This is a genomic window from Massilioclostridium coli, assembly GCF_900095865.1.
Classification (GTDB): Bacteria; Bacillota; Clostridia; order Oscillospirales; family Ruminococcaceae; genus Massilioclostridium; species Massilioclostridium facile.
Map to the genome: position 1 here is coordinate 60399 of NZ_FMIZ01000006.1, position 21567 is coordinate 81965.

Here is a 21567-nt window from a genome sequence, read left to right on the forward strand (position 1 = left end):
CCTCCATTATAAATTGGCTATAATTTCATGAATAACTTCTTTCTGTACAAATTCTTTTGCCTGTCGGATAGCATTTTTAAATGCATTTGGGTTGGAACTGCCATGGGCTTTAATCACAGGTTTCGCAATTCCCATCAAAGGCGCCCCACCATATTCTGTGTAATCCATTCGCTTTTTAAACTGCTTTAATTGAGCTTTTAATAATAATGCCGCTATTTTTGTTTTGGTAGAAGCAAAAAACATATCCTTTAGCTCTTTAATCATCAACGCACCCATGCCTTCTACTGATTTTAAAATCATATTTCCAGCAAAACCATCTGCTACCACAACATCACAAGCACCCAAAGGAATGTCCCTTGCTTCTACATTGCCAATAAAGTTGATATTGCTTTGTTTTAACAATTGGTACGCTTCTAGCTGCAATTCCCCACCTTTGGTTTCCTCAGCGCCAATATTAGCAAGGCCGACCCTAGGGGAAGGTACTTCCATAATTTTATTGATATAAATAGAACCCATTAGTCCGAACTGTTGCAACATCTCTGGACGACAGTCCAAATTTGCTCCGCCATCAATCAGCATAAAACAACCAGTAGCAGAGGGCATAATCGGCGCCAAAGCTGCACGTTTTACCCCTTTAATCCGTTTGACAAAAGCGGTGGCTCCTACCAATAAAGCCCCTGTACTTCCTGCGCTTAAAAAGGCATCTCCATTACCTGCTGCCAGTTCTTTTAAGCCAACTGCCATAGAACTATTAGACATGGAACGGCGGATTTCAACTGGATCAGTATGGATATCAAAAATATCATCCGCTTGGATTAGTTCCATTTGCGATAGATCAATTTGATGTTCAGAAGCCACTTTTTTCATAGTAGGAATATCTCCCACCAATGTAATCTCTACTCCATCATATTCTTTCAGTGCCAGTTCACATCCCTGCAGCACTGCTAATGGAGCATCATCTCCTCCAAACGCGTCTACAATTACTCTCAAACTGATTCCTCCAAACATCTATGTAAAGATTCTAAGCCTCTTGCTGCAATTGTTTCATACCGCAACTGCTTATTTTTAATTCTTTCCGTTAATGGTGGTAAAATTCCCATATTTGCCCCCATTGGTTGAAAGTCCTCTACCATAGGATTACTGATATAGGCGGATAACGCCCCTAACATGGTATCCTGAGGCAGAGTAATTTCCGACTTGTGGTTCAGCTGGTTCGCCAAGGTAAGTCCTGCGTAAATACCGGACGCAGCAGATTCCACATAGCCTTCTACACCGGTAATCTGCCCTGCAAATAAAATACGTGGATTCTGCTTCAAACGAAAATGGTTGTCCAATAGTCGGGGACTATCCAAAAAGGTATTCCGGTGCATTACCCCATACCGAACAAACTCCGCGTTTTCCAAACCGGGTATCATAGAAAAAATACGCTTTTGTTCCCCAAACTTCAGGTTCGTCTGGAATCCAACCAGATTATACATACTACCCTGGGTATTTTCTTTCCTCAGTTGCAAAACAGCATAGTATTTTTGTCCAGTTTCTGGATGATTCAATCCTACCGGTTTTAATGGACCAAAACGCAGGGTATTCTCCCCACGCTTTGCCATCACTTCTACTGGCATACATCCTTCGTATACTTTAAAATCCCGTCGGTCAAACTCATGCAACGGAGCAACTTCCCCGTGGATTAATTCTTGATAGAATGCTTTATATTCCTGTTCATTCATACCGCAATTGATATAATCCGCATCCCCTCTCCCATATCGGGCAGCAAAGTAAGCTTTTTCCATATCAATGCTTTCCACGGTTACAATTGGAGCAGCGGCATCGTAAAAACTCAACCGCTTTCCTCCAACTAGTTGAAAAATACAATCCGCAAAATCATCGGATGTCAATGGTCCTGTGGCAATGATCACATATCCTTCTGGTATTTGGGTTACTTCCCCTGTAATGACTTGAATATTGGGATGGGAAGTAATCTGTTCAGTCACCAAATCAGAAAATAATTTTCGGTCTACTGCTAACGCACCGCCAGCGCCAACCGAAGATTTTGCTGCGCATGCCATGGTCAATGAACCTAAAATCCGCATTTCTTCTTTCAACATTCCAGCAGCGGAACCAATTCTAGCGGCTTTTAAGGAATTGGAACAAACCAATTCTGCAAAGCCCTGATATTTATGTGCCGGGGTATAGCGTTCCGGCTTCATTTCATATAAATTTACAGGGATACCAGCCTGCGCCAACTGCCAAGCAGCCTCACAGCCTGCTAATCCTGCGCCAATTACGGAAACTGGATTCATTCCTCTTTCCCTTTCACATAGCCACAGTTTTCGGTTGCACAGTAAATCTTTCCAGATTTACCTTTTTTCTTAAACATTGTTTTACCACACTTTGGACAAACATCTTTTACCGGTTCATCCCAACTCATAAAACCACATTCTGGATTGTGTTCACAACCATAATAAATTTTCCCTTTTGCGGATTTTTTCTGAAGGATTTTTCCACCACAAGTTGGGCAGATTCCCGGTGTGGTGACAACAATCTTTTTGGTGTTTTTACAATCCGGGTAGCCGCTGCAAGCCATAAACTTGCCAAAACGCCCCATTTTGATGACCATCGGTTTTCCACACTTTTCACATACCTCATCGGTTGGCTCATCTGGAATATGGATTCTCTGACCTTCCATTGCCTTTTCGGCTTTCTCCAGATTCTTTTCAAAACCACCATAGAAATTCACAATGGTGTCCTTCCAAGGATGTTTTCCTTCCTCAATTTCGTCCAAATCTTCTTCCATATTCGCAGTAAAATCCACATCCACAATATTAGAAAAATGGTCTTTCATCAACTGGGTGGTCACTTCCCCTAAAAAGGTGGGTTTTAACTGTTTGTTATCCCGTTCCACATAATTCCTCATCACAATAGTAGTAATGGTTGGAGCATAAGTACTTGGACGTCCAATTCCTAATTCTTCTAGAGATTTAATTAAAGAAGCTTCGGTATATCGTGCAGGAGGTTGGGTAAAGTGCTGGTTTCCAGACAAAGAGTCCAGCTGTACAGGATCTTGTTTTTTCAAATCTGGTAAACTGCCCTGTTTTTCAGTTTCCTCATCTTTGCTTTCTTCGTACAACACCGTATAACCTGGAAACCTTACGGTATATCCAGACGCTTTAAAGGTATATTCTTTTGCGTTAATATCAGCAGATACAGTATCTAAAATAGCATTTGCCATCTGGCTGGCGATAAAACGTTCCCAAACCAGCTTATACAGTTTATACTGGTCCGATGTCAAGCTCGCTTTAATATCCTGTGGGACAACGTTTGGCATGGTTGGACGGATTGCCTCATGCCCATCCTGGGAACTGGATTTACTTTTATAAACCCGTGGCTTTTCTGGCAAATATTTCTCCCCATAACGGCTGGTGATAAACTCCGCAGCCGCCTGTTTTGCCTCATCAGAAATCCTTGTAGAATCTGTTCTCATATAAGTAATCAGACCAACAGCTCCTAAGCCTTCCACTGTGACACCTTCATAAAGTTCCTGAGCGGCTTTCATGGTGCGGTAAGCCTGGAATCCAAGTTTCCGGGAAGCTTCCTGTTGCATGGTGGAAGTGGTAAACGGAGCAGACGGAGATTTCTGCCGGGTACCCTTTTTCACATCCCCAACAATATAAGAAGCACCATCCAAATCCGCTAAAATCTGATCGGACTGTTCTTTGTTTACAATTTCTAATTTCTCGCCATTTTTGCTGTGCAGTTTCGCACTAAACGTTTTTGGATTTCCTTCTTTATGGAATACTGCGTCAATACTCCAGTACTCTTTTGGAACAAACGCTTTGATCTCTGCTTCTCGGTCTACAATCAAGCGGACTGCTACAGACTGTACACGTCCAGCGGAAAGACCTGGTTTAATTTTTTTCCATAAAAATGGGCTGAGTTTATAGCCTACAAGGCGATCTAACACACGGCGAGCTTGCTGTGCGTCCACCAAATCAATGTTAATAGCACGAGGATGAGACATCCCAGATTTTACTCCAGTTTTAGTAATCTCATTAAAAGTAACACGGTTTTCATCTTTTAAATCCAACCCTAAAATATAGGCAAGATGCCAAGAAATTGCCTCTCCTTCCCGGTCAGGGTCAGTTGCAAGGTACACTTTATCTGATTTTGCCGCCGCTTTTTTTAGTTCTTTAATTAATGGGCCTTTTCCTTTAATATTGATATACTGCGGTTCAAAATTATTTTCAATATCAATCCCCATTTTGGATTTTGGAAGGTCACGAACATGGCCAACAGAAGCAACCACGTCATAACCCCTCCCCAAATACTTTTTAATTGTTTTCGCTTTTGCCGGAGATTCCACAATTACCAATTTAGACAATTTATTTCCTCCTAATACTCTATCTTAAAATAATCCCAATGGATCATCGTTTTATTTCATATTTATTTCCCTCTACCTTTTGAATCATACCTGACAGTTCTAATTTTGTCAGCGAGGACATTAACTGATAGATGGGTAGGTTCGCTTTTTGTGCTAATTCTGTTACTGTTATAGGTTGTTCTTTTAAACTTTTCCAGATTTGTAGCTCCTCATCTGTTAAACCTTCTGGTTGTTGCGGTGTAAAGTTTTTGATGGAAACTGTATTAAAATCCAGCTGGGTAAACTCCTGTACTGGAGGAGAAAACCGAAATGCTTCTACAATATCCCAAGAAGAAAAAACAACAGTCGCACCATCCCGAATCAATTTTTTTACCCCATAATACCTTGAATCAAATAAATCTGCTGGAGGTACGCAAAACAATTCTTTTCCTTGTTCTATCGCGCTATTTGCAGTGTGTAAAGAACCACTTTTTTCTGCTGCCTCTACAATCACTGTACCGTCGGACAAGCCGGAAATCAATCGGTTCCGGATGGGAAACAGGTTTTTCTGTACCGGCGTACCAGGAGGATATTCTGAAAGTAAAAGCCCACTCTGGGACAGGATTTTTTGTTTCAACCCATGGTTGGAGGCAGGATAATCCACATCCAATGGCGTTCCTAATACAGCTACAGTGGGGCTGTTTCCCTCTAATGCACCACGGTGGGCGCAACTGTCGATCCCAATAGCACAGCCACTGATCACCACAGTACCGTGTAAAGATAAATCTCTAGACAACACCATCGCAACCTTTTGGGAATAGGTAGAACACTTCCTGGTCCCTACAATGGAAATACACAATTTTTTTCTAAGGCAATCCAAATTACCACAATAGTATAGCACCATTGGGGGATCATCCATATGTTTTAGACGGACTGGATATGCTTCCTCCTGATATGTTACAATATGAATCTTTTTCCGGTGGCATTCCTCCACTAAAGGAAGATACTCCTCCCTTTGGTAGGCAAGTATCCGTTTTCGGTCCGCAGAGGTCAAAAAAGAAAGCTCCCTGCTCCATTCTTTCCTATTTTGATAAAATTCTTCCAAATCAGGAAATTGGGATAATACCTGTACCGGTTTGATACTGCCATATGGAAAACATTCTGCAAACCAAATCCAAGTCAGCAATTCTTCCATTCTTTTATCCTTCTTTCGTCATCTCCCACATACAAATCTGAGCGGCTACTGCTGCATTCAAAGACTCCGCATTTCCTTTCATCTGAATGGTCACTGGGAAATCACATGCAGCTACAATCTGTTCTGGCAAACCATTGCCTTCATTTCCAATATACAAAACAGAGGCTCCTGAAAAATCACAGTTTACCAGAGAATTGGCTTTCGGATTCACCACGGTTGCAAATGTTTTTACTCTATTTTGCTGTAATTCCTTTGTAAAAGAAATCAAGTCAGGGCAAACCATAAATGGCATCCTGAATAAAGAACCCATGGTAGAACGCACCACTTTTGGACTATAAAGGTCACAGGTTTGATGCAAAATCATCCCATTGATTCCAAAGGCTTCCGCTGTCCGAATAATCGTTCCTAAGTTACCTGGATCTTGTAACTGGCATAGGCAGAGAAATTGGCCACCTTTCCTTATTGTATCAATGTCCAGCGTTTTGTCAAGCATTTTGACCAACGCAAAGACACCCTGGGTATGTTCAACACTAGCCATTTTTTGCGCTACCGCATCCGATATCATTATCATATCATGGGTTTTCAATAAATTTCCGAGCTCATCATGATATTTTTGTAAACATTTTTCCGTAATTAAAATTTTTTCTGGAACCACACCACTTTTTATGGCATCGCATACTAAACGGACACCCTCCAGACAAAACAATCCAGTATGTTCCCGATATTTTTTTTGAGAAGAAATTTTACAATATTGTTTGACTAATTCATTCTCCCGGCTTGTAATGACCAATAAGAACCCTCCTTTTCAGCAGGAGCAGACAACCTTGTCCGATCATAAGATCAGGCAAGGTTGTCTACCTCTTCTAGAATTAAAAATGCCCTATGCCATTCTTTGACAAGAATAACAAAAGGGCGTTTTTCTTACAATTATAAAGCAGCTTTTGCTTTCTCACACAAAGTAGTAAATGCAGCAGGATCGTTGATTGCAATCTCAGACAACATTTTACGGTTTAATGTGATGCCTGCTTTTTTCAGGCCATTCATGAATGTAGAATAGTTCATGCCGTTCATTTTGCAGCCAGCAGAAATTCTTGTAATCCACAGACGTCTGAAGTCACGTTTTTTCTGTCTACGTCCAATATAAGCGTATTGGCCGGATTTCATAACAGCTTCTTTTGCTGTACGGAATAATTTACTCTTACCACCAAAATAGCCTTTTGCTAATTTGAGGACTTTTTTTCTTCTCTTACGAGTCATCATCGCTCTTTTTACACGAGCCATAGTATACAACCTCCAACATTTATGATGTTACATCCCACATAAAATCGGGGATGGCAGTAAATTTCTTATTTATAAGGGATGAGTTTTTTGATTACTGGTGCATTGGATACATCAGCGTATGTGCCTTTTCTCAAGCCTCTTTTGCGTTTTGTAGACTTTTTGTTCAAAATGTGGGATTTAAAAGCATGAGCGCGTTTTACTTTACCGTTTTTGGTGAGGTTAAAACGTTTTTTTGCTCCACTGTGCGTTTTTTGCTTTGGCATTGTTTGTTCCTCCTATAAATTATTTCTTGGGTTTGGAAGAAATGAACATGACCATACTTCTGCCTTCCATTTTAGGCATCTTGTCAACAGAACCATACTCTTCACAAGCATCTTTAAAACGATCCAGCAAATCGTTACCCAAGTTGGTATGCGCCATTTCACGGCCGCGGAATCTTACAGAAACCTTTACCTTATTCCCAGATTTTAAAAACTTAATCGCGTTATTTACTTTTGTATTAAAATCGTGGGTATCAATATTCAAAGACATTCTAACTTCTTTTACTTCGATTGTCTTTTGGTTCTTTTTGGCTTCCTTCTCCCGTTTTGCCTGTTCAAACTTATATTTACCATAGTTCATAATACGGCAAACTGGCGGATTCCCCTGAGGGGCAATTTTTACTAAATCCAAATCTTTGGAATAGGCGATTTCCAGAGCTTCTTTTACGGTTAGTACGCCAAGCTGGCTCCCATCGTCATTGATTACGCGCACTTCTTTGTCGCGGATCTCCTCGTTAATGAGCAGTTCTTTGTTGCTAATGGTCAAGCACCTCCGACCCATATAGAAATTTTTTATTGTGTTACACTCATAGGTGTACATGGATAAGATAAATAGTATTGTTTTCCATACTATTTCTTTTAAAACCAAACAAAGCGCAGACAACCGTCTACGCTTTCAATACAAAATAACCTTTTTCCATCCAGAAAAGGGGGAATGTATTGACCCTGAATACCTTTGCAACAGGGTGAGAACGGTGTGTTCTACTTTGTTTTCTCATATAGTTTACCAGAAAGCAGCAGCTCTGTCAACCCCTTATTTTTTCTTTTTTTCTTCTTTCCATTTCTGCACCATTCTATACTCCTTATACCGCCTTGTCTGAGTGATTGCTGCAATCAAACACGGCAAGTTGAAAACCAAATTCATTCCCAAAAATGCTCCAATGGCACCCACCGGCTGTATCCAAGCTACAAAAAGACAAATAAGTATAAAAACTATCACTGTCAAACCCCAAAGCAGGACTACCGTCCTACCTTTTACTTTGGGAGTGATATCGGATTCATAATGGTTAAAATCTGGCATGCCATCCCCTGCAATTGCAGTTACCATGGATTCTGCATCCTGCAACGTACTGGATTGCTGCTTTGTAGAAGGTTGGCTCTGCATCGACTCAACAATAATCCCTGTTCCCAAATCCTCTAACTCTTCTTGGTAAAACAAATCATCGGAGGGTTCCAGCATGGATTCTGTTTCTTCTTCCACATGTGTCAGTAAATCCTCATCTTCTAATTCCACGTGGTCCAATATATCATGTAATTTTTCGTACGAAGCCATTGTTATGTCTCCTAATCCATTATAGTTTGATTTCTTCCCCTAAGGAGATAGCGTATAGAATACATTCTTTTATCGGTTTGCCTAGCTTTTCCTGGATTGCCCTACGATACAACTCCAATTGTGGGGTATACCTCTCTTTTATCTGCTGTTTCGTGGCATGGTCTGTCTTATAGTCTACCAGCACAAGACCGTCTGATTCCTCTATAACACAATCAGCAATTCCTTGAATGAGGATATTTTCCCCTGCTACGCCACTATCTGAAAACACTTCGGTACTATCAATTTCATAAAAGAAATCCAGCTCACGGTAACAAAATATAGCTTGTTCCATCCGCTTACATAATTCAGAGTGGAATAAACGATTCAAGCCAGTAATATCCAGATTATCTGCCTGTAATTGGGTCAAAAATCCCTGTTCCACCATCCGATTAATCTCTTGGGATAAATCCTGCTTTGCTCGTTCAAAATCCGCAAACTGCACAAATAAATGGGTAGCCGTCCCTTTTTCCGCTGGAGTCAGCCCCTTTTTTGCTACAAAATCCGGACGGCGCAATTTTAACTTCCGATTTTCCCCCTGGGATTTTACAATCTGGGTGACCGATAATTTGACTGGTATTTGGGTTAAAGCGGCATCTGAATACTGCCAGGAAAGCTGTTGTTTGATTTGCTCCAATATCTGTGGATCGGGGTGAAGTTCTTCCCACTCTTTTTCTGCCTCTTCCTGTTGCTCTTCCTGAGAAATAGGATGGGCTACTACAAATTTGATCTGGCTTTTGCTATTATCTGAACATTCCAACACTTCGCAATGCTGTCCCGCGAAATTCCGTAACCCATCCAAGGATGGATGGCGGACGAATCCCATACAAATCCAATCTGCGAAACTGTTCGCCTGTAACATAGAAGGTACCGGAATAGTAGATGACCTTCCCGCTTGCGCCACGGCTTTGGAAACCAAGCTGTTCAAGTATTTTGAGGTAACTGTAAGGATCAATTTTTCCTTTGCCCTGGTCATAGCAACATATAATATCCTCAATTCCTCGCTTAAAACCGCCTGTTTTCCAGAAAGGCAGGATGCTAAAAATGGAATTGTTTCATATTGCTTTAATAATTCCGGCTCGGCATGTTTCATGGTAAATCCCAAATCATGGTCGATGTAAAAGCTTTGCTTCATATCCTGAAAATTAAATTTTCCCACACAGTTGGCCAAAATACAGATGGGAAATTCCAGCCCTTTGCTTTTATGGATGCTCATAATCTGCACAACAGAACTCTCCTCGGTCAACATATTGGCAGATTTCAACTCCTTTTGGGATTGTTCCGCAGTATCCATATAGCGCAAAAATCCGGACAACCCCTGCCCATGGCTATTATGATAATAAGAAGCATAGTAAAGCATTAACCGTAAATTTGCCAGCCTTTGCTCACTGGAATCCTCCGCCCCAAACAGGGAATAAAACAAAGTTTCATCATAAATCTTTTGAATCAGTTTTTCTACACTTAACAAAGACGCTGCTTGGCGCAATTCGGATAGCTGATCTAAAAACTCTTTACATTTTTGTTTTTGTTCCGCCAGTAATACAACACATCGATAAAGGGGTATTTTTTTGTCCACTGCCCGGATTTCTGCCAGATCATCCGGCGTAAACCCAAATACCGGAGATAATAAAATAGAAAGCAGAGGAATATCCTGTAATGGATTATCAATTACACGTAACAGGTTTAACAGCAAAGAAATCTCTCTGGTTTGGAGATACCCCTGGCTATTTTCGGTCCTACAATCCAGTTGATATTCTGCCAGCTTGTTGGCAAAAACACTGGCATTCCCTTTAGTGTTTCGCAACAGGATAGCAAAATCGCTTAATTTGCAGGGACGTAAGGTTCCATCTTCCCCTTTCACCTGATATCCATCCCGGTACATCCGATGAATTAAGCCTGCGATGTATTCCGCTTCTTCCTCTATCCGTTCCGTCTTTTCCAATTTGGATAGGTCAACAAAATGAAGTTCGGCACAACTTTGGGGATTTTCAGGATACATAGCGGAAGCTCGTAACGGTTCCTGAGTATAGTCCAATCCTCCAATTCCAGGAGTCATCCACTGCTCAAATAGATAGTTGACCGTATTGGTAACCTCTTTCCTACTACGAAAATTTTCCGCCAACAGGATGGTAGCAGGAAATTTTCCTTGCCCATAAGGGTAATATTCCTGTTTCCGTCTAATAAAAATAGAAGGGTCTGCCAAACGGAACCGGTAGATGCTCTGTTTTACATCCCCTACCATAAATAGATTATCCCCATGGAAGGAGAGAGCCTGAAACAACATATCCTGTAATGGATTGATATCCTGTACTTCATCCACTAAAATTTCACGGAATTGGGCAGCAATGCGGTCCCCAACCTCTGTCCGTTGGTAGCTGCCATCCTTTTTTTCGAACAACAATGAGATGGTATACAACCCTAAATCGGTAAAATCCAGCATGTTCCGTTCTAATTTTGATTGGTTCATCCGGTGGTAGAATTCTTCCACTATCCCAAACAACTTTTGGAGATAAGGAAGCTGTTCCCTGCAATCCTGCTGAAATTCCGCTTCAGTACAGCAAAAATAGGTATCTTTCAGCTCTTTTAGTTGTTTTCTTGCCACTTCCCAATAAAACTTATCCTGATTGGACACCAAGTTCGCCTCAAACCCTTCCGGTTTCTTTTTACGGGATTTCGCAGGGAATTTAAAGCTGGAAATCAGGGAGCAACAAGTATCCCAATCTGACTGCTGTAATTGCTGGTTTAACTCCTGCAAAGCAGAAACAGTTTGTTGGCAGTATCCCTCCATAAATTGATAGGTTACCGGACTCTGTTGCAATGCCTGATACCCATCCTGAAACAGAGAAATGCAATATTCTATAGTCTGGTCAGCATATTCTAAAATTTTCTTTCCCCATGGACTATCTGCCAAACAACTCTCCTGTTCATAATTTTGCAGATTGTTCTGTAACCATTGTAAAGGGAATGGATAAGTACGCATATAGTGGTAAATCTCAATAATTGCCTGATGTAATTTCTGATCATTTTTCGGATGAAAATAAGCGGACAACCGCAAAAACTCCTGGTCTTGCGCCGCATATTGTTCCTCAAACAAATCAGAGAGCACCTGGTCTTCCTGCTGTTTTAAAGCGATTTCATCCCCAATATAAAAATCAGGGGAAAGCCCCAGTTCCTCAAAGTGGTCTTTGACAAAATCCGAACAAACAGCGTCAATCGTGGTAATTTTCGCCCGTTGCAATAACAATTTTTGTCTTTGAAGCTTTTCATCCTCTGGAAATTTTGCCACTAAACCATTCAATTGATCGGAAATCCTTTTCCTCATCTCCTTGGCAGCGGCACGAGTAAAAGTAACTACTAATAGTTGATCTGCCCAAATATTCTTTTCCCGGTGGGAGAGTTGGTATACTACACGGGTTGCCAACACAAAGGTTTTTCCACTACCAGCGGAAGCAGAGAGCAATAGGCTGCCCTGGTCGCTGACAATTGCTGCACGCTGCTCTGGAGTGAGGTATTCCGGCAATAAGATTTCATCCAGCTGCTGTTGAGTCAACTCATTCATGCTCCCCCTCCTCTCGAATCTGTTCTAAAAATTCTTTCTTTTTGGTGGTTTTCACTTCGTTGCATGGATCATTGTCCTGATGTCCACATACCGACTGATAGGCACAGTACGTACAAGCATAACCATTTTTTTGTTCTCCATATCCTTTCAACGGCACAGGTTGAATATCCCCATCCAAAAGCCGCTCGCAAAGGGAAAGAATTTCCGAACGAACAAAATCTTTTACTTCCGCCATTTCATCCATTGTCACAAGAAACTCCAAAGACTTTTTCGAGAAGTTCCCCTCATCCTCCGGAGGCAAATCTTCTGTTTCCTGCATAGTAACTGGAAGGTACTTTCCACTGGAGCCTGGCTCTACTTTTTCCATTGCCTGGATAATCCTGGAATCCTGCAACAGCAGCCCATTCATTCGGAACCCTTCTTCTACCGACTGTTTCATATCCTCGTTTCCTTGGCTCCGCTGGAACAATGTAAATTTCCCCATACTTCCGTCAGCTGGCATATACAACACGCCAGCTGGTACTGGATGGTTTAATTTTTCCTGCCCATTTTCCCACAAGGAAAATAGATAAAGAAGCATCTGCATGCTCAGACCATAATACAAATCGGAGATACGGAACACCTTTCCACTTCCAGATTTATAATCCACAACCCGTAAATAGGTTTTTCCGTCTTTCTGGTAGGCATCTACACGGTCGATTTCCCCAATAATTTTTACACTGCCATGGTTGGAAAGCGGAATGCAAACTGGCTTTACCTCTCCATCCTCCTGGATTGGCATCTCAAACGACACCGGCCGGAAATCGCTGACCAAAAACTCTTGTTGTACCCGGAGTGCAAGCTGTAACAAGCTTTGTTCTAAATTGCGGTAAAGCGTTTTAAAGCGGGCGGTTTTGTTGATGTCCCCACCCATAAACGAAATAAAAAATTCCTCTAATATTTCGTGAATCCACTGTTCCAACTGTTTTGAAGTACATCCTTCAAACCCGGGGCGTTTTAGTAATGCTTCCATTACATGATGTACCACTGTCCCCAAAGAAAGCGGGTCTAAATCCGCTTTCTTTCTAGGATACGCTTTCATCCCATTGGCACAAAAGAACAAAAATCGACACTTATAAAAATTTTCTGCTTGGGTTGGGGATATTCTCATATCCTTTCCAAACAGCTTTTCTACATTTTCCTGTTTTTCTATCCGAAATTTTTTCTGATGGGCTGCCGCCTGCAATTGATGCATAAACGGCTGCATTTCTTTCTGTTGCAAAAAATAAGATTTTAGCGCGACTGTATATGGGTCAGTATCATGGTAATGAAATGCTAGCTGGTGGAAAGCAGCAGAATGGGTTGCGCATAAATGAGAATAGTCCAGATGATCCGAATAAGTAACAACATTCTCCCCAAACATTTCCTGCAATTGCCCTATTAGTTCCGATGGATAGCAAGCTTCCCCTCCCACATCGGACAACCTTGCGGTTAAGTATAATTTCTCGGTGGGAGAGCATAAAATACGGTACGCATAAAATCGTTCCTCTAAAACCCGATCCCTCAACGGACGGGAGAGTGAAATTCCCATCTCTTCCAGTTCTATCCGATCCATATCCGTAAAAATTCCATCAAACTGTGGATAATACGGAAAATTTCCATCATTGGTACCAAACACAAACACGACTTTTGGGTCATCTAAAATCATACGGTCTGCAGAACCAATCAAAACACTATCCATACTTTGAGGGATTTGCCCCATATCATATTCCTGCATAGCAGTTTGAAATAGTGCGGTATACAGGCGGAGGTCAACAGGATATTCTCCTGCGGCAATCGCCAACAATTCCAATAGGTTTACAAAAATATCCCAAATCCTTTGCTGTTCCTCTGCCTGCGGAATTTTTTCCTGCTCATAATAGGAATTGATTTTTTGAGAAATCGTTTCGGGTATCTCCAGTAAATCCATTGCTTCCATCAGTGCGGAACCAATTTCAGCAGCCGTCATACCTGCCTGTTTTACCAGTTCCACCGCTTTTACCAGTTGGAATCGGATGGTTTCGGCTATTTGCAAATCTTCCTGGTCAGAAGGAAGCTGATGTGCCTCGTCCACAAATCCACGGGGATTCTGGACAAATTTGTTTTTTAGTTGGGAAGCTGTGATATTCCAGGTATACAAGTAGTTCTCAAAGATAGAAACCTGGGTCACATCAAATTTGGTATAACCGGATTTTAAAATTCCCACCATACTATGTAAATCCGATGCCGCCGCGGCCTGTAATAAAAATATGGCGCACTGCATAAAAGCGTAGTCTTGAACCGAAACCGTTTCATCCATAAAATAAGGGATCTGATATTTTTTCAGGCTGCTTTCCAAAATATTGCGGTAATGTTCCATATCATGGGTAACCAAAGCAATATCACGAAAATGGTATCCTTCCTGAACCAGCTTCCAGATTTCAGATAAAATTTCGTCAATTTCACTGTATTCGTTTGATGCCAACAACACTTTTATACTACTGGAAGTTTGTGGATACTCCTCTACTTGAGGGCGTAAGATATGACGCTGTAAAAATAACAGCTCCTGATTTTCCATTCGGCTTGTCAGATAAATTGGTTTCTTAATCGAAACGCCTAATTTTGTTGCCATCCGTTTTAAGCTAGAGGCTGTCTGCCGGATGGTGTGAAATAAAGAACTATCCTCCTTTTCCCCATTAAGCGCAATTGTAACATCCCCTTGTTCCAACATCAGAGAGAGCATGCGAAATTGTTGTTGAGAAAAGCTGACAAATCCATACAAGAAAACATGGGTATTCTCAAAAAAACGGCTGCCTTTTGCCCGTTCCGTTGCCTGAGTAAGGTCGTCCGATGGATCCCGGTAAGAGTTCCCCAACATAGCGGTATACGTGGTATATAATAAGGAAACATCCTGCATCTTCTGTTTTAATTTTCCATCAGGAATTTGGGAAGACACCAATTCAAACTGTTCTGGTGTAATGGTAGAATTCTTAAATTCATCTACTGTTTGCAGCATTAATCCGGAAAATCCATCTTTTCCAATGGAATTCTGATAAATCTGTAAACCATCCTGTACTTCCCGCATTGCCAAATGCATCATAACTGTTTTGGCGATATTGTCCGCATAGGTTCCAGCTAAGCCGCCCAACTGTTTAAAAATCGCATGGGACAACCTGCGGAAACTCAATACCTGGACATTTTTTCGGAGGTGCGGTGGCAATCGGCGGTTGCATTCCCGTTCTGTGCGGAACGAAAATTGTTCTGGCACTAATACCATGATTTTTTTTGTACTTTCTTCTGACAGATCCGCCATCTGTTCCAGCATAACATGGAATTTTCCACTATGTTCTGGCCCTAATAGTAATTGTAGCATCTTTCCACCTCCACTTTACCTTGTCAATGATAATCATTTTACAGGAAATCACGGTAAAGTGCAAGGTACATAGCCTATCATTCCATATTTTGCTTTAATTTTTCCCACCATTCCAACACAGCAAACCGCACTTCGTATTTTGGGTCGCTGTTTACTACTTCCAGTTCTTGTTGGTTTAATACATCATCCATAGTTTCCTGTGGTTCCGCTGCTGGCACACAAAGGGGTGGATAAAGTACACACCACCAGTTGTGCCCTTCTCCATTTCCGATTACAATCCGTAGGGCATCATAATTTCCAGCTGGCAAAGTAATCGTATCGTATGTCCTTGTTTCAAACCACATATTTACCATATAAATTTGAACATCGTAGGAATAACCTTGTTTATGGATTTCATCCAGTGCAATCTCCCTGATTTCCGGTAAATGCTGTGCTACCTGTTCCTCTGTCTGTTGTAAATCCCCTGTTGATTCAAACAAACCCTGGGTATCCTGTAAAATCCTATCACGCACCTTTAATTTTAAATCTTGATCTTCCTGGCTGTCAGAATTGGCTAAAATATGTAGCCGAAATACAGACTGGGAAATCTCCCTACAATCTGCTTCAAAACCAACAAAGCTCCCCACCATAATGGCTAAAATCAATCCGAACAATACCGCCACTTCTGCTTTTTTCATGATAAAATACGTCCTTTCCGATTACAACTGTCTATTCTGCTTTTATGGGATATTCCATAATAAAAACCCGTCCCACTGAACAACTTTCAGTATGGACGGGTTTTTATTTTTTATACAAATAAATCAATGCTATTTCATTTTATATTTCAATATAAAATGATTTTTTGATTTCATCATATTATTTTGCTATTTCATTCATATAACACAAACCATAAATTACTCTAGAAAAACAAGTTATCATAAATAGATAATACTTATTTTTACCATTCCATTTTACTTGATATTGCCAACTGTTCCATTCAATAGATTGGAATCTAGTTAATATTGGATGAATTTATTTTTTACAGGGCTTGCATACATACACCTGCTGATAAGTCTGGGAAAGGGAAACCGCACATTCTTTGGCATCTTCTTCTTGTTCAAAAATACCGAACACGGCGGAACCGCTTCCTGTCATCTGGGCGATATAAGCCCCATGCTGGTGCATTGTCTGGCGGATCTCCGCTATCTCCTGGAGCGGTACAGCATATTCCAACACATTGGCCATAGACCGGGATAATGCTTCTAAATCCTTTTCGTAAATAGCCTGAATTACCCCATTGGTTTTTGGGCGGATCATCTGTTGTTCTTCTAGCGCATCATATGCTTGGTATACTTCCGCTGTACTTAATCCCTGTTCTGGCTTTGCCACAACAAACCAACAAGGGAACATGTCCTGTAATTCCAGCAGGTTTTCTCCAATGCCAGTAACCAGCATAGTCCCTCCATGAAGGCAAAATGGAACATCCGCTCCCAATTTCAGCCCAATTTTATCCAATTGTTTGGTTGATAACGGGGTATGGTATAACCGGTTCAAACCTTTTAACACAGCCGCCGCATCGGAACTTCCTCCCCCCATGCCTGCACCGTGGGGAATCCGTTTTTGCAGTGTGATTTTGACGCCTCCATCTAGATGGGTCGCATGAAAAAATGCTTTTGCCGCCTTAACTGCAAGATTCTTTCCATTACAAGGAATATCCGGGCAATCGCATTCCAACGAAATTTCATTGGATTTTTCTAAGGTAATCTGGTCGTACAAATGGATGGTTTGCATCACCATTTCCAGCAAATGATATCCATCTTCACGCTGCCCGGTAATATCTAGGGAAAGGTTCAATTTTGCCGGGGCTTTTATTTTAATACAATTCATTTATTTTCCCCTTTGGTATGGCGTTTTACAAAGCGTTCCATCCGTTTCATTGCTTCCATCAAATGGTTTACAGAATAACAGTAAGAAATACGGACAAATCCCTCTCCGCTGGCACCAAACGCAGTACCTGGAACCACTGCTACATGTTCTTCCTGTAACAGGGTATTACAGAACTCGTCCGACGTCATACCAGTACAACTGATATTTGGGAATGCGTAAAATGCCCCTTTTGGTTCAAAACAGGAAAGTCCCATTTTCCGCAAAGCATCCACCAAATACCGGCGACGAGTGTCATATTCTGCGGCCATCTCTTCAATATCATGATCACATTCCTTTGTAGCGCAAACAGCAGCATATTGGCTGGTAGTAGGTGCGCACATAATGGCAAACTGATGTAATTTCAACATCTGTTTAATGATTTCTTTTGGCCCTGCGGCATAACCAAGACGCCATCCTGTCATCGCATAGGTTTTGGAAAAACCATTGATGACAATAGTGCGTTCCCGCATTCCCTCAATGGAAGCAATCGAAACATGTTTGCCTCCATAAGTCAGTTCCGCATAGATTTCATCGGATAATACCATAATATTGGTATCCCGTAACACCTCCGCAATTGCCTCTAAATCCTCCCGGTGCATAATCCCACCTGTTGGATTATTTGGAAAAGGTAGTACCAAAAGCTTTGTTTTTTCTGTAATATGTGATTTCAACGCTTCTGGAGTCAAACGAAAATCATCTTTTTCACAAGTAGGGATTGGAACAACTGTCCCCCCACTCACGGTCACAATTGGTGCGTAGGAAACAAAACAAGGTTCTACTACTAAAACTTCGTCCCCCGGTTCCACCATGGAACGGATACACATATCAATCCCTTCCGAGCCGCCAACGGTAATAAAGATTTCCTCCTGTGGGTCATATTGTAAAGAAAAACGGCGATCCAGATAGCTGCTAATTTCCTTTCTCAACTCAGATAAACCAGCATTGGAAGAATACCAGGTACGACCACGTTCTAAAGTGTGAATGCCAGCCTGGCGAATTACCCAAGGGGTCTTAAAATCTGGCTCCCCTACCCCCAATGAGATAACATCTTCCATCTCATTGGCAATATCAAAAAATTTACGGATACCAGAAGGCGCCAGGGAAACTACCTTCTGAGATAAAATTTTACTATAGTCGATCATAAAATGCCTTGGCCCCTCTCGTCGACGTCGGTGTCACAAGTGACAATGCCGCCCTCTTTATATCTAGTCAAAACAAAATTGGTGCGTGTGGAAATAACAGAATCCAACGGCGCCAAACGGCTGGAAACAAAGATTGCGATATCACGGAAGGTTTTCCCTGTTACAATCACAGAGAGGTCATAACCACCAGAGATCAAATAAACGCTGTCCACTTCGTGGAATTTCATAATTGATTTTGCGATTTCATCAAAACCATGGGTAGATTTTGGAGTAACTTTTACTTCTATAAAAGCCATTACCAAATCCATATCCAATTTTTCATAATCCAACAATACTTTATATCCGCGGATAATTCCCCGTTTTGTATAATCTTCGATTTTCTGCTCCACTTCTTTTTCGGTAGTTCCCAGCATCACTGCCAGCTGCGCATTTGTAAAACGAGCATTTTGGGAAAGTAATGTTAATAATTTATCCAATGAAACTCACTCCTTTATAAAATTCAATCAATTATCAACATTTTAGCATAAACCATTTGGTTTTGCAAAAAATCCAAAGCATGATATTTTCCTGTTAAACCTCTCATTGGTATCTGTTTTTTTGCAAAACAACCGCTTTTTCTGGTAAATTCCTTGCCGTTTTAACGGCATCCCAATAAAATATAGGATTTTATTCTTTGAAATACTTCCTTTTTTGCTAAAATATTGTTATAATGAAGAATAGTTGTTTTATTTGCCCTTTTTGCTGGAATTTATGAGGGCAAAAACCAATAAAAGCTGCCAAACTGGCAGACTATGATTTGTAGATTGAAAGGTTGAAGTAACATGAAAGCAGTTATTACAGTAATTGGTAAAGATATGGTTGGCCTGCTCACAAAAGTAAGTGGTGTTTGCGCAAACCATAACGCAAATGTATTGGAAGTAACACAATCTGTATTGCAGGATTTATTCGCAATGATTATGTTAGTAGATATCTCCAAATTAGATGGGGATTTAACAGACCTTTCCAATGATATGAAGGACCTGGGAGAAAAAATCGGTGTTCAAATCCATGTTATGCATGAAGATATTTTTAATACCATGCACAGAATTTAATAAGGAAAGGATTTGCCGTTAATGTTAAATACACATGATATTTTAGAAACAATTAATATGATACAAAACGAACACCTGGACATCCGTACCGTTACAATGGGGATCAGTTTGTTAGATTGTATCGACCCTGATATTGAAAAAGCCTGCCAAAAAGTATATGACAAAATCCTGCGCTGTGCCCAGAACCTAGTACCAGTATGCCAGGAAATTGAAAATCAATACAGCATCCCAATCATTAATAAAAGGATTTCCGTTACACCAATCGCGATTATCTCTGCTGCGTGTAAAGAGCAAGACCCTGTAAAATTCGCTTTAACATTGGAAAAAGCAGCAAATGCTTGTAACGTTAATTTTATCGGTGGATATTCCGCATTGGTACAAAAAGGTTTTAGTGCTGGTGACAAGGAATTGATTGAATCCATTCCTAGGGCTTTAGCAGTTACAGACCATGTATGTTCTTCTGTCAATATTGGTTCCACCAAAACAGGTATTAATTTGGATGCCTGCGCTATGATGGGTAAAATCATCAAAAAAACAGCGGAAGAAACAGCTGACCGCGACTGTATTGGCGCCGCAAAACTGGTTGTATTTTGTAACGCACCAGAGGATAACCCATTTATGGCAGGCGCGTTCCACGGCGTTGGGGAGCCGGATTGCATCATCAATGTTGGTGTATCTGGTCCAGGTGTAGTAAGGGCAGCGTTGGAAAAAGAAAAAGACGCAAACATCACTCAGATTGCGGATACCATTAAAAAAACTGCCTTTAAAATTACCCGTATGGGAATGTTGGTTGGTACCGAAGCTTCTAAACGTCTGGGGGTTCCATTTGGTATTGTTGACCTTTCACTGGCACCAACGCCTGAAGTGGGCGATTCTGTTGCACATATTCTGGAAGAAATCGGATTGGAAAAATGTGGAACACACGGTACAACCGCTACTTTGGCAATGTTAAACGACGCAGTAAAAAAAGGTGGCGTAATGGCCTCTTCCCAAGTTGGTGGGTTATCTGGTGCGTTTATACCAGTGTCCGAAGATGCTGGTATGATTGACGCCGCACGTTGTGGCGCTTTAAGTATTGAAAAGCTAGAAGCGATGACAGCAGTTTGTTCTGTAGGTTTAGATATGATTGTTGTCCCAGGTGATACACCAGACGATACCCTCTCTGCAATTATTGCGGATGAAGCTGCAATAGGCATGGTAAACTTTAAAACCACAGCAGTGCGTTTGATTCCTGCAATTGGTAAAAAGGCAGGAGAAGAATTGAACTTTGGTGGTTTATTGGGTACTGGTCCAATTATGGAATTGAATACAAAATCTTCCAGTAAATTTATTTCTCGTGGCGGACAAATTCCAGCTCCTCTACAAAGTTTGAAAAACTAACAAAATTTATTTACATATTATTCACACAAAACACAATTAATGCAAGATTAAACCCCACAACTTGCATTTTAGAATGAATTCACTAAAAATATGTACAAAACATGGCGGCCTTAAAATAAGTAGGCCGCCATGTTTTTATTGTTTTTGATGAAATTATTCCATAAAATAATATTATTTTATATTATTCCTATTTTTATATTGTGATAATAAACAAAATATTATCAAACATTTAGTTTATTCATAATATTTGCTATTGCAAATCTTGCAATTTGGGTATACAATAAAGGAAATTATTCCTTACCTATTTTACAGGGTAGAACGGAGGGGTTTTATGCAGGAGTTAATTAACCGGATTATTCAGATTAACCAAATTGCTGACCAGAAAGTAAAACAAGCGGAAAGCGAACAGCAGAAAGCTTTCAACCATCTGGAAACAGAAAAAGTTGACGTGTCTGATGAAATCCAATCCAGAGCAACCAATCGTTTGGGTAACTTTGAAGACAGTGAAAAACGGAATGCGGAAGAATCAATTAAAAAAATTCGCCACCGTTACCACATGGAAAAACAAAGGTTACAAGAAATTTACGACCAAAACCACAAAAAGTGGGTTGACCAATTGGTTAACCAGGTATTACACAAATAACTGAGGTGGATAAGGAGT

At 40.9% G+C, this 21567-nt stretch carries 18 protein-coding genes; 3 read left to right on the top strand and 15 right to left on the bottom strand.

Annotated features, from left to right (window positions below; all coding sequences use genetic code 11):
- Positions 1-6: 6 nt before the first annotated feature.
- The 15 genes from plsX to BQ2683_RS02715 all read right to left on the bottom strand — a co-directional run bounded on the left by plsX (position 7) and on the right by BQ2683_RS02715 (position 18911).
- The gene (plsX, locus tag BQ2683_RS02645; protein WP_069987217.1) at positions 7-990 is read right to left on the bottom strand and encodes a phosphate acyltransferase PlsX; all 984 of its coding nucleotides are present in this window, start codon (positions 988-990) and stop codon (positions 7-9) included.
- Positions 987-2297, bottom strand: coding sequence for a methylenetetrahydrofolate--tRNA-(uracil(54)-C(5))-methyltransferase (FADH(2)-oxidizing) TrmFO (trmFO, locus tag BQ2683_RS02650; RefSeq protein WP_069987218.1), 1311 nt, complete (start codon positions 2295-2297; stop codon positions 987-989). Before trmFO ends, plsX begins: the two co-directional genes overlap by 4 nt.
- Entirely contained in the window at positions 2294-4375 is a 2082-nt protein-coding gene (topA, locus tag BQ2683_RS02655) for a type I DNA topoisomerase (protein WP_069987219.1), read from the bottom strand. Before topA ends, trmFO begins: the two co-directional genes overlap by 4 nt.
- 43 nt (positions 4376-4418) lie before the next feature.
- Entirely contained in the window at positions 4419-5549 is a 1131-nt protein-coding gene (gene dprA / locus BQ2683_RS02660; RefSeq protein ID WP_069987220.1) for a DNA-processing protein DprA, read from the bottom strand.
- A 4-nt stretch (positions 5550-5553) separates the two neighbouring features.
- Positions 5554-6339 (bottom strand): TrmH family RNA methyltransferase, encoded by a 786-nt coding sequence (locus tag BQ2683_RS02665; protein ID WP_069987221.1) that lies wholly within the window; start codon positions 6337-6339, stop codon positions 5554-5556.
- A 137-nt stretch (positions 6340-6476) separates the two neighbouring features.
- Complete coding sequence (rplT, locus tag BQ2683_RS02670; RefSeq protein ID WP_069987222.1) at positions 6477-6830, bottom strand: 50S ribosomal protein L20; 354 nt, start codon at positions 6828-6830, stop codon at positions 6477-6479.
- A gap of 65 nt (positions 6831-6895) precedes the next feature.
- Positions 6896-7093: a 50S ribosomal protein L35 gene (gene rpmI / locus BQ2683_RS02675; protein WP_069987223.1), complete on the bottom strand. Its 198-nt coding sequence runs from the start codon at positions 7091-7093 to the stop codon at positions 6896-6898.
- A gap of 19 nt (positions 7094-7112) precedes the next feature.
- Positions 7113-7637, bottom strand: a complete 525-nt coding sequence (gene infC, locus BQ2683_RS02680) for a translation initiation factor IF-3 (RefSeq protein ID WP_069987224.1) — start codon at positions 7635-7637, stop codon at positions 7113-7115.
- A gap of 267 nt (positions 7638-7904) precedes the next feature.
- Positions 7905-8423, bottom strand: a complete 519-nt coding sequence (locus BQ2683_RS02685) for a hypothetical protein (RefSeq protein WP_069987225.1) — start codon at positions 8421-8423, stop codon at positions 7905-7907.
- A 19-nt stretch (positions 8424-8442) separates the two neighbouring features.
- On the bottom strand, positions 8443-12018 hold the full coding sequence (gene addA, locus BQ2683_RS02690; protein ID WP_069987226.1) for a helicase-exonuclease AddAB subunit AddA: 3576 nt from the start codon (positions 12016-12018) through the stop codon (positions 8443-8445).
- Positions 12011-15388, bottom strand: a complete 3378-nt coding sequence (locus BQ2683_RS02695) for a PD-(D/E)XK nuclease family protein (RefSeq protein WP_069987227.1) — start codon at positions 15386-15388, stop codon at positions 12011-12013. The genes addA and BQ2683_RS02695 overlap by 8 nt, the downstream gene beginning before the upstream one ends.
- Before the next feature lie 77 nt (positions 15389-15465).
- Positions 15466-16065, bottom strand: coding sequence for a stage II sporulation protein R (spoIIR, locus tag BQ2683_RS02700; protein WP_069987228.1), 600 nt, complete (start codon positions 16063-16065; stop codon positions 15466-15468).
- Between the two features lie 334 nt (positions 16066-16399).
- Complete coding sequence (gene ispE, locus BQ2683_RS02705) at positions 16400-17254, bottom strand: 4-(cytidine 5'-diphospho)-2-C-methyl-D-erythritol kinase (protein ID WP_069987229.1); 855 nt, start codon at positions 17252-17254, stop codon at positions 16400-16402.
- Positions 17251-18435, bottom strand: coding sequence for an aminotransferase class I/II-fold pyridoxal phosphate-dependent enzyme (locus tag BQ2683_RS02710; protein ID WP_186996588.1), 1185 nt, complete (start codon positions 18433-18435; stop codon positions 17251-17253). The genes ispE and BQ2683_RS02710 overlap by 4 nt, the downstream gene beginning before the upstream one ends.
- Positions 18432-18911 carry an Lrp/AsnC family transcriptional regulator gene (locus BQ2683_RS02715; protein WP_069987230.1) on the bottom strand — a complete coding sequence of 160 codons (480 nt, stop codon included), beginning with the start codon at positions 18909-18911 and terminating at the stop codon, positions 18432-18434. Before BQ2683_RS02715 ends, BQ2683_RS02710 begins: the two co-directional genes overlap by 4 nt.
- A gap of 345 nt (positions 18912-19256) precedes the next feature.
- Between BQ2683_RS02715 and BQ2683_RS02720 the strand changes: the two genes are divergently transcribed.
- The 3 genes from BQ2683_RS02720 (at position 19257) to BQ2683_RS02730 (ending at position 21549) form a co-directional block, all read left to right on the top strand.
- Positions 19257-19526, top strand: coding sequence for an ACT domain-containing protein (locus tag BQ2683_RS02720; RefSeq protein WP_069987231.1), 270 nt, complete (start codon positions 19257-19259; stop codon positions 19524-19526).
- A 21-nt stretch (positions 19527-19547) separates the two neighbouring features.
- Positions 19548-20906 (top strand): PFL family protein, encoded by a 1359-nt coding sequence (locus BQ2683_RS02725; protein ID WP_069987232.1) that lies wholly within the window; start codon positions 19548-19550, stop codon positions 20904-20906.
- 331 nt (positions 20907-21237) lie between these two features.
- Complete coding sequence (locus BQ2683_RS02730; RefSeq protein ID WP_069987233.1) at positions 21238-21549, top strand: hypothetical protein; 312 nt, start codon at positions 21238-21240, stop codon at positions 21547-21549.
- Positions 21550-21567: the final 18 nt, after the last annotated feature.